This window comes from Nostoc sp. FACHB-152 (assembly GCF_014697475.1).
GTDB lineage: Bacteria > Cyanobacteriota > Cyanobacteriia > Cyanobacteriales > Nostocaceae > Nostoc_B.
Map to the genome: position 1 here is coordinate 1 of NZ_JACJRV010000009.1, position 15,253 is coordinate 15,253.

10 protein-coding genes, 1 pseudogene and 1 CRISPR repeat array (1 of these 12 cut by a window edge) are annotated in these 15,253 nt (G+C 41.9%); of the genes and pseudogenes, 5 read left to right on the forward strand and 6 right to left on the reverse strand.

What is annotated here, in order from left to right:
• Positions 1-62: 62 nt before the first annotated feature.
• Entirely contained in the window at positions 63-242 is a 180-nt protein-coding gene (locus H6G76_RS10160; RefSeq protein ID WP_206757039.1) for a hypothetical protein, read from the reverse strand.
• A 364-nt stretch (positions 243-606) separates the two neighbouring features.
• On the opposite strand from H6G76_RS10160, the gene H6G76_RS10165 reads away from it, so the two are divergent.
• The 4 genes and pseudogenes from H6G76_RS10165 to H6G76_RS38220 all read left to right on the forward strand — a co-directional run bounded on the left by H6G76_RS10165 (position 607) and on the right by H6G76_RS38220 (position 5,690).
• Positions 607-951 carry a CU044_2847 family protein gene (locus H6G76_RS10165; RefSeq protein WP_190699282.1) on the forward strand — a complete coding sequence of 115 codons (345 nt, stop codon included), beginning with the start codon at positions 607-609 and terminating at the stop codon, positions 949-951.
• Positions 952-960: 9 nt separating this feature from the next.
• Positions 961-3,096, forward strand: a complete 2,136-nt coding sequence (locus tag H6G76_RS10170) for an AAA-like domain-containing protein (RefSeq protein WP_190699285.1) — start codon at positions 961-963, stop codon at positions 3,094-3,096.
• Positions 3,096-4,424: pseudogene (locus H6G76_RS38215) on the forward strand (AAA-like domain-containing protein); the annotation flags it as partial. The gene H6G76_RS10170 and the pseudogene H6G76_RS38215, both read left to right, overlap by 1 nt.
• A gap of 111 nt (positions 4,425-4,535) precedes the next feature.
• Positions 4,536-5,690: a S1C family serine protease gene (locus H6G76_RS38220; RefSeq protein ID WP_397333675.1), complete on the forward strand. Its 1,155-nt coding sequence runs from the start codon at positions 4,536-4,538 to the stop codon at positions 5,688-5,690.
• Positions 5,691-5,824: 134 nt separating this feature from the next.
• Here H6G76_RS38220 and hsdR read toward each other — a convergent pair whose 3' ends face one another.
• The 5 genes from hsdR to H6G76_RS10200 all read right to left on the reverse strand — a co-directional run bounded on the left by hsdR (position 5,825) and on the right by H6G76_RS10200 (position 12,394).
• Positions 5,825-8,179, reverse strand: coding sequence for an EcoAI/FtnUII family type I restriction enzme subunit R (hsdR, locus tag H6G76_RS10180; protein ID WP_190699288.1), 2,355 nt, complete (start codon positions 8,177-8,179; stop codon positions 5,825-5,827).
• Positions 8,179-9,225: a YhcG family protein gene (locus H6G76_RS10185; RefSeq protein ID WP_190699294.1), complete on the reverse strand. Its 1,047-nt coding sequence runs from the start codon at positions 9,223-9,225 to the stop codon at positions 8,179-8,181. Before H6G76_RS10185 ends, hsdR begins: the two co-directional genes overlap by 1 nt.
• Positions 9,222-10,442, reverse strand: coding sequence for a restriction endonuclease subunit S (locus tag H6G76_RS38015; protein ID WP_190699296.1), 1,221 nt, complete (start codon positions 10,440-10,442; stop codon positions 9,222-9,224). Before H6G76_RS38015 ends, H6G76_RS10185 begins: the two co-directional genes overlap by 4 nt.
• Positions 10,439-11,953, reverse strand: coding sequence for an N-6 DNA methylase (locus H6G76_RS10195; RefSeq protein WP_190699298.1), 1,515 nt, complete (start codon positions 11,951-11,953; stop codon positions 10,439-10,441). The genes H6G76_RS38015 and H6G76_RS10195 overlap by 4 nt, the downstream gene beginning before the upstream one ends.
• Positions 11,954-12,220: 267 nt before the next feature.
• Positions 12,221-12,394, reverse strand: coding sequence for a hypothetical protein (locus H6G76_RS10200; protein WP_190699300.1), 174 nt, complete (start codon positions 12,392-12,394; stop codon positions 12,221-12,223).
• 162 nt (positions 12,395-12,556) lie between these two features.
• On the opposite strand from H6G76_RS10200, the gene cas12k reads away from it, so the two are divergent.
• Positions 12,557-14,464: a type V CRISPR-associated protein Cas12k gene (gene cas12k / locus H6G76_RS10205; protein WP_190699301.1), complete on the forward strand. Its 1,908-nt coding sequence runs from the start codon at positions 12,557-12,559 to the stop codon at positions 14,462-14,464.
• Between the two features lie 495 nt (positions 14,465-14,959).
• A CRISPR array of direct repeats spans positions 14,960-15,253; the repeat unit is 36 nt; unit sequence GTTTCAACAACCATTCCGGCTAGGGGTGGGTTGAAA (it continues 255 nt past the right edge of the window).

Below are 15,253 nucleotides of genomic sequence, written 5' to 3' on the forward strand. Positions count from 1 at the left end.
CTGCATCAGTGAAGTCGCTGGAATACGCCATTAGCATTGGATTTTAGATGCTGAGGAGTACCTTAATTCAAAACCTCATAAGATGTCAAATGGGTTCTATATTGTTGCGATCGCAAATCATAAAAAACTTCTGGTAATCTCTCCCCTGTCCAGAGATCGCAGCGAAAGGGGTGTGTAAATTCTCTCAATAAAACTGACTCTACTACTTCACTGTAATCTGGACGTTGGATGTTAAAAATCATTTGTACATGTAATTCCAGGTTAGCATCCATGCGTTCTGTAAGTACCTGGAATAATTACCGCTATCACGGCTTTGAGAACTACCTTTTGGTCAGTCCATACCAACTCATGTGATGTATACGACAAACTGCTCCGCGTCTACACGTATTTGTTGAGATGCACTTCGTTCTAATACTCTATTTGTCGCAAACATTTTTTGAATTGGTATAAGTTTTTAGAGGAATGGTTTTTTTGGTATCATTTTTTTAGCAATTATCCTTAGTTAAATTTCCTCCGAAAAAAATATTTACTTAAAAATTCTAGATGAATTTATTTGAAAAATTACTTAATTGATACTTTTATAGATATTCACAAGCTAATTGAATTATGGCTCGTAAACTTTTAGAACTGAATGCAGATGATGGCGGAACGATTTTGGTAGCAGTTGATGTACCAGATGTATCAGTAGGCCGTGTATCGGCCCCTGGTGAATTGCCTATAGAAAAAGTAGAAGCCAGCTTTGATGCAGTGAGAGATTTGATTGTTCATGGGTGTCGCCCAATTACAAAAGCATTTCGTACTTTGCAACAAGAATCGCAACCCATGAGTGGAGAAGTTGAGTTTGGCGTGAATTTTACTGCCAAAGGCTCTGTCTATATAGTCGAATCTGCTGGACAAGCATCACTTAAGGTGAAAATCACATGGAATCTGACACCAGAAGTAAACAAGTAATAAATTTTCATGAGTTGGGATTTAGTTAAAGCTTGTACTGTGGCGATCGCTACTCCAGAAGGCAATATCCAAGGCACGGGCTTTTTCATCTCATCTACAGGACATTTACTCACCTGCGCCCATGTAGTTGAGTCAGTCGGTGGTTGGACAAAAGTCCGAATCAATGGTCGGAGAGTTGAGTTAATTTATTTGGGTGATCGCACCAGCGATGATTTTGCCATATTGCAATTACCTGGTTATCAGGGTGCTTCAGCACCTATATCTTTAAATTTTCAGCCAATGGATCGATTTTTGTCTATTGGCTATGGACGGCTAGATTTTCCTCTAGGCGCTTCGATTGATGGCACGATCACTGACATGAACTCCCAGTCTGAATTTGGCAATTTGCCAATGCTGCGATTGCGTGTCAAAGCGAATTCTCAACAGGTACAAGGAGGTTACAGTGGTTCACCTGTGTTTGATGCTGAAACTCAACGAGTCATTGGATTAATTGCGGCTTACGACAACACAGAAGGTGCATTGGCTCTACCACTATCGACAGTGTTAGAAAAATGGTCAAATTTATCAAAGTTTATAGATATTCATCTCAATGTGCCACCATTACCACCAGCCAGCAAAACTGCCAGAGTTTTCATTAGCTATCGCAGTCAAGATCCAGATTTGAGCCTTGCCCAGAATTTCTACGAAGCTATCAAAGCTGCTGGGCATCAAGTATTCATGGCAGGGGAGAGTATTCGCTTAGGAGAAAACTGGCCTCAACGCATTGATAGAGAACTAGAACGTTGTGATTACTTCTTACTGCTGTTGTCTCCACAATCAGCCACTAGCGAAATGGTGACAGAAGAGGTGAGACGGGCAAAACAGTTGCAGGATTTACGTTCAGAACATAAACCAGTAATTTTGCCGATTCGCGTCAACTTCCCTTGGAGTGAACCACTTAATTATGATTTGCGAGGTTATTTAAATCAGATTCAGCAGCGAGAATGGAAGTCGCCTGCTGATACTTCTAGAATTTTGCACGAAGTCTTGAGTTTACTGGCAGGTAGTAAGGAAGCTAAAGACTTCACCACTCACACAGAGGAGAAAATTATCCTTCTGTCTTCAGATCCACCCATGCCAGTAGCAGAACCAGAATTACCTGAAGGACAAGTGGATTTAGCTTCAAAGTTTTATGTTGAGCGTCCTCCCATTGAATCTCGCTGCCATGAGGCAATTTTGAAGCCAGGTTCTCTGATTCGGATTAAAGCACCTCGGCAAATGGGTAAAACCTCTCTCATGGCGCGGATTCTTCATCAAGCTTCACAACAAGATTATTTAACTGTGCCTTTAAGCTTTCAGTTAGCCGACGGAAAGGTTTTTGCTGATTTGGATAAGTTTCTCCAGTGGTTTTGTGCCAGTATAGGACGGAGGTTAAAGATACCCAACAAGTTAACGGATTACTGGGACGAGATTTTTGGTAGTAAAGATAACTGCACTGCTTATTTTGAGGAGTATCTCTTGGCAGAAATCAACCAACCGCTAGTGTTGGGATTGGATGAAGTTGATTGTGTATTTCAATATCCCGAAATTGCTGCCGACTTTTTTGGACTATTACGCGCTTGGCATGAAGATGCAAAAAATCGAGAGATTTGGAAGAAACTGCGGTTGGTAGTGGTACATTCGACTGAAGTTTATATTCCTTTGAATATTAACCAATCGCCGTTTAACGTAGGCTTGCCAATTGAATTACCGGAGTTTAATGCCCAACAGGTTTTGGATTTAGCACAAAGGCACGGACTTGATTGGAATTTTACCGAAGTTGAGCAGTTAATGAGAATGGTAGGAGGGCATCCTTATCTTGTACGGGTAGCACTTTATCGCATTGCCAGAAAAGATATTACCCTCGATTTGCTTTTACAAAAAGCACCCACAGAAGCGGGGCCTTATAGCGACCATTTACGACGGCATTTGTGGAATTTAGAACAGCGTCCAGAATTAGCTGCTGCAATTAAGAAAGTAGTTGCCACTACTAGCCCTGTTCGCTTGGATTCGATAGAATGCTTTAAATTACTCAGCATGGGCTTGCTACAACAGCAAGGAAATGATGTCACGCCGCGTTGCAATTTGTATCGTCAATATTTCCGCGATCGCCTGAGAGTGAGTTAATGAACGCAGCACCAAACCCAGCCTACGAATATCAAGTCGGAGGAAGTCTGCCAGTAGATGCCCCCAGTTATGTGGTGCGCCAAGCAGATATAGATTTGTATGAAGCGTTGAAGGCTGGCGAGTTCTGTTATGTTTTGAATTCGCGGCAGATGGGCAAGTCTAGCTTGCGAGTGCAAACAATGCAACGGCTACAAAAGGAAGATATTGCCTGTGCTGTGATTGACTTAACAAAAATTGGTAGCCAGTATGTTACACCAGATCAATGGTATGCGGGTGTAGTGCGGATTTTGGTGAGTAGTTTTGAGCTTGTAAGCAAGTTTAATTTACGTAGTTGGTGGCGCGATCACGATCATCTTTCTCCATTACAGCGATTAAGCGAATTTTTTGAAGAAGTTCTGCTGGTTAAAATTTCTCAACCCATTGTCATTTTTGTAGATGAAATCGATAGCGTTCTCAGCCTAAATTTTGCGACTGACGACTTTTTTGCATTAATTCGAGACTGTTATAACCAGCGTGCCGATAAACCAGAATACAAACGGCTGACGTTCGCCCTGGTTGGTGTCGCCACACCTTCAGATTTGATTGCCGATAAAAGGCGCACACCTTTTAATATTGGTCGTGCCATTGAAATCAACGGTTTTCAAGTCGATGAAGTTGAACCATTAGCCCAAGGATTGGTGGGGAAAGTTAGCAATCCCCAAGCGGTGCTGCGTGAGGTGTTGGCTTGGACAGGCGGGCAACCTTTTCTGACACAGAAGCTTTGTGAATTGATTCGCCAGGGAATGGAGGCAGGGAAAGTTGCAGAATTAGTGCGATCGCATATCATTAACAATTGGGAATCTCAAGATGAACCAGAGCATTTAAAGACGATACGCGATCGCATTCTTAGGGATGAGCAACGTGCAGCAAGGCTGTTGGGGTTGTATCAGCAAATTTTGCAGCAAGGAAAAGTAGCCGCTGATGACAGTTCCGAACAAATGCAACTGCGGCTGTCGGGTTTAGGAGTCAAGCGTCATGGAGAGTTAAGCGTTTATAACCGGATTTATCAGTCAGTTTTTAACACTAACTGGGTAGATAAGGCATTAGCAGATTTGCGACCTTACGCTAAAGCAATAGCGGCGTGGTTCGATTCTAACTGTCAAGATGAATCTCAACTACTAAGAGGACAAGCCCTGATAGATGCTCGAAATTGGGCAGTTGATAAAAGCTTAGGCGATGCGGATTATCAGTTTTTAGCTGCTAGCCAGGAGTTAGATAGACGAGAAATGCAAATTGCTTTTGAGGCTGAGAAGCAGGCAAAGCAAATATTGGAAGAAGCGCAAAAAAAAGTAGAAATAGCCTTGGAAAAAGAAAGGAAAGCAAATCAAAGACTTAGAAAGACACAACAGAAAACAGAGCGAACACTTCGTAGAGGTTTGATTGGGTTAGCTGGGATTTCTATGGTGGCAGCAAGTACAATCTTGCTAACAGCTAGAAATATTGAAAATACATATGAGCTAACTCCACGAACTTCATCAACTTCATTAAGTGTATCTCAGAAATTAGGAATATTCATCAAACCATCTGTAGTAAGAATTTTACGCTCTTGCAGGGGTATATTTCAATATAAACAGAAAACCTATTCGGTTGAAAAAACCTCCATTGGTTCAGGTTATTTTATAAATTCTAATGGCTATATAGTAACCAGCGCACATCTGGTAAAATCAGTAGAACTTGTAAAACAAGAATGTGAACCCCTGCTTTTAAACCAACTAGTCAAAGATATCATTTCAAAATATCCAGGTGAAGTTGAAGAAGATATAAAAAGAAACAAGCAATCTTTGGAATTTAACTTTTTAAACTATGTATTACTGCCAAATATGGATGGTTTTTGGCCTTTTGAATTGAAATTAATCAGTACACGTGCAAGCTTTCAAGATGTTGCAATTATCAAAATTGAGATTAAAAATGCCCCAACCCTGAAATTAAGAGATTCAGATACGGTACAGTTATTGGATGATGTCTTAGTTATTGGATATCCATATGCTGGCGATATTGGTGATGAACTAAAAGCGGAGTCAATTTCAGAAGCCAGCGTAAGTGAAGGTAAAATTTCAAATACTAAAAAAAAGTTATCAAATAATTCCCCAGTACTCCAAATTGATGTATTAGCCGATAAGGGTAGTTCAGGCAGCCCTGTACTAAACTATAAAGGTGAAGTGATTGGTATGATCGCGCGTGGTGGCAGAGATGAGGATGAAGAAACTTTCATACCCTTTGCAATACCCGCAAACACGATTCAGGAATTTATTAGGAGAGCCGGTACTGTAAATGAGCAAGGCGTAATTGACCGTCTTTATCGCGAGGGTCTCGAATTGTATTGGAAGGGAGATTATAAGGGAGCTAAAGCAAAGTTTGAAGTTGTTAAGGGACTTTTTCCGCAACAATCGGAGATAGATCAACTCATCCGTGACAGCGATCAAAAAATTGCTAATTGGTATTCATCAATATCAATCGTAAGTTTAATTAGTATTACACTTATCATTACAACTATACTCTCACTTAGCTATTTTCTGATGCTGCTTAGATCAAGTCAATCAACTAATTCGAGATAGAGAGGTTTTACTTTGAGCGCAAAAACAGCGATCGCACCCTCACCACAAAGTAAGCGATCGCCGTTTTTAGCTATAGTTATGTAGCTTTGGGCTAATTACCTAACTGGGGTGCTTAATTGTAGCGATCTGCCCAATCAAGCTGCTATGTCCTGTGAATACAAATACTGCTGAAACCCGATAAATACTTCACTAATATTCGCAACGCTTCCTAGCTCTTCAACAGCATCACGAACGGTATGGTATTTCAACTCTAACAGTTGAGGTAATTTAGTGCGATCGAGTTCTCCCACTCCGGCTTTGATGTATTGCTCTAGTACAAAGTCAAGAAATTCTTGCTGTTTGCCGAGATACTGCGAGAATATTAAAGACTTGTGAGCAAGGACACGCTCTCGTCGGCTAATGGGTGGAAAGGCATAAGCGATATAAGCCAGTACATCGTATAAATCGCTTTTCTCGGCATCAATCAAGCGGCTAATTTCTGTAAGTTGTTCCTCCCCGTAGCCCTTCTCTGCTAGTCCTTCTAATAAAGCTCTACGAGTATCAGGGCGACTCCAGATGGCTCGTAGCTGGTCTTCGTCTTTGAATAGCTCAGGAATTTCTCCAAACAAACGTTCTACAAATTCTGCTGCACTCATGGGTTTACCGTTTGGACTCCAAAAGCTGGTAGAAATCCGGTGTTGGAGGGTGCGTTCTTTACCGTCAGCGAGTTTGATTTTGATGGTTTTGGGGCGGTAATCTTCTGTACTTTCGTTTCTATTGTTGCTTCTATCTTTGCCACTATCTGCTGTGGAGGTATTGTATTTATCTGATTTCTCCCCACCTTTGGAAATTGTAACTACACCAGGTTCTTGGGGTTCGCCGTCCCATTCAGGATCGTCGAAGCGTTCGTAGGCTTTGACAAAATCATAAATGGTGAAGTAGTCCTTCCCTTCAAATAAGCGAGTACCGCGACCAATAATTTGCTTAAATTCAATCATCGTGTTGATGGGACGCATCAGCACGATGTTGCGAACATTCCGAGCATCAACCCCAGTGGACAGCTTGTGGGAGGTGGTGAGAATAGTGGGGATAGTTTTTTCGTTATCTTGAAAGTTTTTGAGGTGCTGTTCTCCCAGTTTGCCATCATCGGCGGTGACCCGGACACAGTAATTAGGGTTACTGCTAATCTTCATTTGATTGATTAAATCCCGCACAGCTAGAGCATGGGGTTGGTTAGCACAAAACACCAGAGTTTTTTGATTCTGGTCAATTTCTTCCATGAACAGTTGCACTCGGTAACGTTCGCGCTCGGCAATTTCGATGATGCGGTTGAAGTCGGCTTCAGTATATGTTCTGGCTTCGTCTACTGCACCTTCAATCAGTTCATCTTCACTGCTGTAAATATATTCGTCCAGGGTGGTTTCGATTTGCCTGACTTTAAAGGGAGTCAGAAAACCATCATTAATGCCGTCTTTGAGGGCATAGGTATAGACTGGCTCGCCGAAGTAGGCGTAGGTGTCTGCGTTGTTTTTTCGTTTAGGAGTAGCGGTGAGTCCCAGTTGTACTGCTGGGGAGAAGTATTCTAAGATGCCCCGCCATGTGCTTTCGTCACTGGCTCCGCCTCGATGACATTCATCAATGATGATGAAGTCAAAGTAGTTAGGGGGATAGTCGCTGAATTTGGGCGTAGAATTGCCAGCGTCGTCCCGTCCGGTCATAAATGTCTGGAAAATGGTAAAAAAGATACTACCATTTTTGGGGACTCGACCGCGTTTTTTGATGGCTTCGGGATCGATGCGGACTAAGGCATCGTCAGGGAACGCAGAGAAAGAGTTATAGGCTTGGTTGGCTAAGATATTGCGATCGCTTAAAAACAAAATTCGCGGACGACGGGTAGGTTGTCTGCTGAGGTTCCAACGACTTTGAAAGAGTTTCCAGGCGAGTTGGAAGGCGATGAAGGTTTTACCTGTGCCAGTTGCCATTGTTAACAAAATCCGGTTTTGTCCTTGGCAGATTGCTTCTAGGACGTGCTTAATGGCATTGTGTTGATAATAACGGGCTTCCCATGTGCCGCTTTTGTCTTCAAAGGGGATGGCAGCAAAGCGATCGCGCCACGCATTATTTTCGCTAAAGGTCGCTTCCCACAGTTGCTCTGGGGTAGGATATTGCTTGATGTAGCCTTCTGCCCCTGTGAACATATCTACTTGGTATATACCGATGCCATTTGTAGAGTAGGCAAATCGAGTCTGCAATTTTTCGGCGTATTTTTTGGCTTGTCCTAAACCTTCGGTATCTGGTAAGTCACGTTTTTTCGCTTCGATGACTGCGAGTTTTTCACCACGATGAACCAGGACATAATCGGCGATGTCTGATTGAGCGCGTCTACCGTTGCCAATTAATCGACCAGGGGCAATAACTTCGCGGCGAATGCGACTACCTTCGATAACTCCCCAGCCTGCGGCTTTGAGTGCGGGGTCAATTAGTTCGGCACGGGTTTCGGCTTCGTTCATTATGGCTCATCTCTCGAATATGGGAGTCGGCGGCGAGCAGAGGCGATCGCTTCTTGCAGTTTAGCTTGTAACACCTCTTTCGGTGGTAATACGGTGAGGTATTCGGCAACGTGAATACCGCTTTTATCTAGTTCTAATAATTCGATTTGCTCTTGCTTTTTACCTGCACATAAAATAATTCCTAGTGGTGGCTGTTCGTCAGGCTCTTGGTCATATTTAGCCAGCCAGCGCAGGTAAAGTTCCATTTGTCCTTTATATTCGGGTTGGAAGCTACCTAGTTTGAGGTCAATGGCTACAAGGCGTTTGAGTTTGCGGTTATAAAATAACAGGTCAATATAAAAATCATCGTTGTCGATTTGCAGGCGTTTTTGACGGGCGATGAAGGTAAAGCCTGCACCGAGTTCTAGTAAAAATTGCTCAATTTCTCTCAGTATGGCATCTTCGAGGTCTTTTTCGAGATAGCGATCGCTCAATTCCAGAAAATCTAAAATATAAGGGTCTTTGAGTAAAATATCGGGTGATACCTGTTGAGTTTGGCGCAGTTGCTCTAAATCATTGCGGATGGTTTCTTCGGGTTTCCGGGATAGGGCAGTACGCTCAAATAGCATAGAGTTAATGCGTTCTTGCAGTTGGCGGACGCTCCATCGTTCCAGTTGGGCAATTTCAATATAAAATTCTCGTTTTAGGGGATCGTCTATTGCTGTTAAAAGTCGCAGATGTGACCAACTCAATTTGGAACACAGTGTGTTCACAATCTCGATATTTGGAAATGTCTCGGCAAACTGGAGGCAATGTCGCAGTTGTCTTTCACCCCAGCCTTTACCATAGGTTTGGGTTAGCTGCTGAGATAAAGAAACAATGATTTGTTTACCATATTCAGCGCGTTGACCTTGTAAAACTTCGGTTTGGATGCGTTTACCAACTTGCCAATATAACAAAGTTATTTCTGCATTGATGGCAACGGCGGCGCGTTGTTTGGCAGTGTCGATCAGTTGACGGATTTCTTGAAATAATAGATCGTTTGGTTGCGTCAAATCATCGCTCATGCTGCCATTTCCTGTTTAGCAGTTTTTGGGGTATCTGCGGTGAGTTCGCCAGTGAATGCTTTTTGCAGGATGGATTGTTTGAGTTCGTTGAGTGCAGCGATTTTTTGGCGGTAAATGGTTTCGAGGCGACCAATTTTTTCTGATAAGGCATCGAGTTCAGCGACAATTATTTCCTGTTGTTCTTTAGGGATTTTAGGAACAGAGAAACGCCGAAGTCCACTCAGAGAAACTGTTTTTTGTGCAGTACCCGTGGCACATTCATCAGCTTGAGCCAAAAGATAACGTGATAAAAGTATGTAATACAAACATTTTGAATTAGTTTCAGCGTTTGGTCTTATCAACCCAATATGTCGCTGAAAGCAAAAATCAATATCATGATCAACGATAACTGGAATTCCATACGAACCAGTAACTGTGTAGAGCAAGTCACCTTTACGCGGTTTTCTATTGCTCTTTAGCTTTTCAAAATATTCAGGTGGAACCTTAAATGTATTAGAGAAATCAACTTTCCGATTTTGTTTATCTATGTTCGATATTGTAATAAACGGAATGCCAGATTGTGATTTAGGCGGAGGTTGATGATCTCCATCAGTAATATCCGTTGTTATCTCAGACAAACTGATCCATTCCCACCTGTTGTTTTTCTGGGTAAAAATGGAATTTAGATAGCTTTCAAATAGTTCACGGGAGTTAGCGAGGTTCTTTTCGGTGTTTGCGATCGCTCTATCAATCCCCTCAAACGCCTCATCCAAAATTGCCACAATTCGCTTTTGCTCAGATATCGGTGGAACAAAAATAATCTGCTCCTTAAAAATTTTATGCGTAATATCTGGTTGTGCTGTTCTTGAAGCTAATTTTAAAATTTGGTTTTTAAAGCTCTCACTCTGCAAAAACCAAAAAAGATACTCTCTGAGCAAAGACTTGTCAGGTTCAATTTTAAAGCTGTTATTGTGTAAAATTCCAAACCTTCCAGTAAAAACCAGCCCAATTTGTCCTGTTCTTGTATAAATCAAATCCTTCTCAGTAACTAAACAGTTTTTTGGATAATTATTTGGATCGACATATTGTTCTACTGTGTTATTTTTCAGATCCTTGATTCTCAATAGTGGCAAATCACTTTTTTCAACTAGATAATGTTTTGTTTTGACATTAATTGCTAGTCCTTGAGAAAGTTTGCACACTTCTCCTATCTTCTTCCTTTCCCAGTTATTCTTCACAGCCTTCCCCCAATACCCGCCAAAATCTCTGCACTCTCTGCATCCAAGGCCGCAATTTCATCCAAAATTTCCTGCGGTTCTCGTAACGTCGATTCCTCTGCTTTATTTGGATTCTTCACCGACAAATCGAACGTCTCCCGATCCACATCAGCAATATCCACCAGCCAAGACTTTTCTGTTTCCGCAAACCTAGCCTGTAACTCCACAAACTCGCGCAAATCCTCATCATTCAGGGAATTGGTTTTACCCATATTCCGCCCCGGATCGAGTTGATAATACCAAATTTTCTGAGTAGCCATCCCCTCAGTTAAAGGTTTCCCCTGAGAAAATAAAGGCGTTCCCTGAACGGAGTCAAAGGGCTTTCCTTTCTCAAAAAACAGCACCACCGTCTTCACCCCCGCCCCGATAAAAGTCCCACTTGGACAATCCAAAATCGTGTGCAGATTGCAACTACTCAAAAGCTCTTGACGCAACCCCCGCGAAGCATTGTCCGAATTTGACAGGAATGTATTTTTTATTACCACCGCCGCCCTACCGCCTATCTTCAGCATTTTGATGAAATGCTGCAAAAACAGAAACGCCGTTTCCCCAGTCTTAATCGGGAAATTCTGCTGTACTTCCTTGCGTTCCTTACCCCCAAATGGCGGATTAGCCAAGATGACATCAAAACGATTCTTGTCTTGAATATCACTGAGATTTTCCGTCAGCGTGTTGGTGTGGATAATATTCGGCGCATCAATGCCATGCAAAATCATATTCATGATGGCAATCACATACGCCAAACTTTTCTTTTCTTTACCCGTAAACGTATGTTTCTGAAGAATCTCAAGTTCTTTTGTTGTCAGCTTACCCCGACGTAAATAGTCATAACTTTCACACAAAAACCCAGCCGAACCACAAGCACCATCATAAATGCGATCGCCAATCTTCGGCTTCACCACCTGAATTATTGCTCGAATCAACGGACGCGGTGTGTAATACTCACCCCCATTGCGTCCTGCATTGCCCATATTTTTGATTTTGGCTTCATAGAGATGCGATAGCTCGTGTTTCTCCTGTTGGGATCGAAACCGTAGCTCATCAACATACTCCAGCGCATCTCGCAAGCTGTAACCACTTTGAAACCTATTCTTAATCTCGCTAAAAATTTCCCCAATCTTGTATTCGATTGTGTCTGGACTAGTAGCCCGTTCCTTAAAACTTTGTAAATACGGGAATAATTTGCGGTTGACATAATCAATCAGATCATCGCCAATCAGCGCATTATCATCATCCAATGTGCCATCCGCTTTTTTCGGTGCTGCCCAAGATGACCAGCGATGCGCCTCATCAATAATAAATTCGTATTGCTTGCCAGCTAACTCCGCCTCTAACGCCCTTTCCTGCTCCAAATCATCCAAATACTTCAGAAACAGCAACCAAGACGTTTGCTCGGTGTAATCTAACTCTGTAGTACAACCCGCCTCTTTCCAGAGAACATCATCAATATTTTTAAAAGTCTGCTCGAACATTTAGCCTTACTGTGGGATTTTTAATATTAATAGCTTGGCTCATAATTTTGCACCTACAGGGTGACATGAGCGTATGATTTGTTAAATGCTACGTAACGGTTAAAAACCATACATAGTTAATGAAGCCCAAGGCTCCTAACCCTAGATTTAACTTCCTGATTAATGCAAGTGTAAACCTTGATTTTTCAGAAAGGCTAAGGAATCAATAATTAATAAGTTTTAAGCCATATATTATACAAACGTTTCAGGAGTTTTAACCATAACCCTTTAACTCCCCTGCGACTTTCTATCAGTAGGGGAATCTTTTTTTTGCAACCAATCTCTAATCGCTTCCTCCAAAGCCGCAGTCTGTGTGATTTCCAGACGCGCACAGGCAATTTCAAATGCGATTTTTAAGTCTTTAGGGAGTCTCCCCCGAACTTCTCTTGTTTCTTCTGCCATCCTAATTTGAAGCCAAAGCTTGCGGCTTTCATTTTTGCACAGCCTCTCAGGAAAAAAACATTTGCGTCATTGCGCTATTGAGGAATTGCGCTATAATCTGATAAGTAAAAAAACAATTAACAACCCTGTCAGTTTTACCGAAACCACAAAGCTGAGGACACCATGAGCGTTATTACAATTCAATGTCGCTTGGTCGCCGAAGAAAAAACCCTCCGCACTCTGTGGGAACTTATGGCTGGCAAAAATACACCACTTATCAATGAACTATTGGCACAGGTAGGAAAACACCCAGAATTTGAAACCTGGCTAAAAAAAGGCAAAATACCTACTGATTTACTTGAAACACTTGTTAATTCCCTCAAAACTCAAGAGCATTTTGCTAATCAACCTCACCGCTTTTACGCTTCCGCGATCGCTCTAGTAGATTATTTATATAAATCCTGGTTCGCTTTACAAAAAAGAAGGAAGTATCAAATAGAAGGGAAAGAACGTTGGCTCAAAGTTCTCAAAAGTGATATTGAACTGGAACAAGAAAGCCAGCGTAGCTTAGAGGTAATTCGTACTAAAGCCACCGAAATTCTTACCAAACTTACTTCCCAGTCCGAGCAGAATAAAAACCAGAGAAAACGCAAACAAACTAAAAAACCTAAAAAGTCCGAGAAACCTTCGCTTTTTCAGATTGTTTTAAATTCTCACGAAGAAACAGACGACCCTCTTATTCGTTGCGCTCTTGCATATCTGCTCAAAAATAATTGTCAAATTAGTGAACTTGACGAAGACCCAGAAGAATTTACTAGAAAAAAACGTAAAAAGGAAATAGAAATTCAACGATTAAAAGACCAACTCCAAAGTCGCATACCTAAAGGTAGAGATTTGACAGGGGAAGAGTGGTTAGAAACTTTAGAAATAGCTACGACCACTGTACCTCAAGATGAAAATGAGGCAAAAGCTTGGCAAGCATCACTTTTAAGAAAAACTGCTGATGTCCCCTTTCCTGTAGCTTACGGTTCTGGCGAAGATATGACATGGTTGCAAAATGATAAAGGTCGCTTCATTGTTCGATTCAAGGGTTCAAAAGAACTAATCTTTGAGATTTACTGTGATAAGCGTCATTTGCACTACTTTCAGCGTTTCCTAGAGGATCAAGAAATTAAACGCAACAGTAAAGATAAACACTCAAGCACTTTGTTTACGTTACGCTCAGGAAGGCTTGTTTGGTTGCAAACAGACCAAAAAGGCGAAGCCTGGAAAGTAAATCAACTGAATCTTTACTGTGCTTTAGATACTCGATTGTTGACTATTGAAGGAACTCAACAGGTAATTGAAGAGAGAGTCAGGAAAATTACTAAAACTTTAGCGAAAGAAAAAACCAAAGAAGACCTCAATGCTCAAAAACAAGCTTTTATTACTCGTCAGAAATCAACGCTAGATCGAATTAATAACCCTTTCCCTCGTCCCAGTAAGCCTAATTATCAAGGGCAATCCTCCATTCTTGTTGGCGTTAGTTGTGGTCTAGAAAAGCCAGTAACAGTAGCTGTAGTGGATGTTGTTAAAAATGAAGTTCTAGCTTATCGCAGTGTCAAACAACTACTTGGCAAAAACTACAACCTTCTCAATCGCCAGCGACAACAACAGCAACGCTTATCTCACGAACGCCATAAAGCTCAGAAAAAGAATGCGCCAAACTCCTTCGGAGAATCAGAGTTAGGGCAATACGTGGATAGATTATTGGCTGATGCAATAATTGCGATCGCCAAAACCTATCAAGCAGGCAGCATAGTGATGCCAAAACTCCGCGATATGCGTGAGCAAATCACTAGTGAAATCCAATCCAGAGCAGAGAAGAAATGCCTTGGTTACAAGGAAGCTCAACGCAAATATGCCAAAGAATACCGTATAAGCGTTCATCGCTGGAGTTATGGTCGATTAATTGAAAGTATTAAATCCCAAGCTGCAAAAGTCGGAATTTCTACTGAAATTGGTACACAGCCAATCAGAGGGAGTCCACAGGAAAAAGCGCGTGATTTAGCCGTCTTTGCATACCAAGAACGTCAAGCTGCTTTAAGTTAACTCAACAATCCGAACCTTGAAAATATAATATTGTTGTAATAGCGCCGCAGTTCATGCTCTTTTGAGCCAATGTGCTGTGAAAAATCTGGGTTAGTTTGGCGGTTGGAAGACTGTCATGCTTTCTGACCCTGGTAGCTGCCCGCTTCTGATGCTGCCATCTGTAAAATTTTATAGATGGGATAGGTGCGCTCCCAGCAATAAGAAGTAAGGCTTTGAGCTATAGCTGTTATTCATAACGGTGTGGATTACCACAGTGGTGGCTACTGAATCACCCCCTTCGTCGGGGGAACCCTCTCAAATATTTTTTTGGCATATCGAAGCGGGGTCAAAAACCCTGGAGACTTGCCAAAATCTTAAAACCCTTGTCATATCTTAACTTTAGAAACTAGTATGTCAGTTGATTTACTTTTTTGATGTAAGACAAAGGAGGCTTTTTCAGAGATATGCCAAATTTGTATCTGGAAAGCTTTATTTACAAGGGGTCTAGACGGCGGGGTTTCAACAACCATTCCGGCTAGGGGTGGGTTGAAAGATTCTTTACGCGCATTGCTACGCACTAAAAAAGCAAGTTTCAACAACCATTCCGGCTAGGGGTGGGTTGAAAGAATATACCTAGTTGCTCTGTAACTCAATGGCTACGTTTGTTTCAACAACCATTCCGGCTAGGGGTGGGTTGAAAGATTCATCAAGACTATAGATGCCGTGATACAGTACCGTTTCAACAACCATTCCGGCTAGGGGTGGGTTGAAAGATCAAACCGCTTCCCTTTCTTTGGATGGCAGCACTGT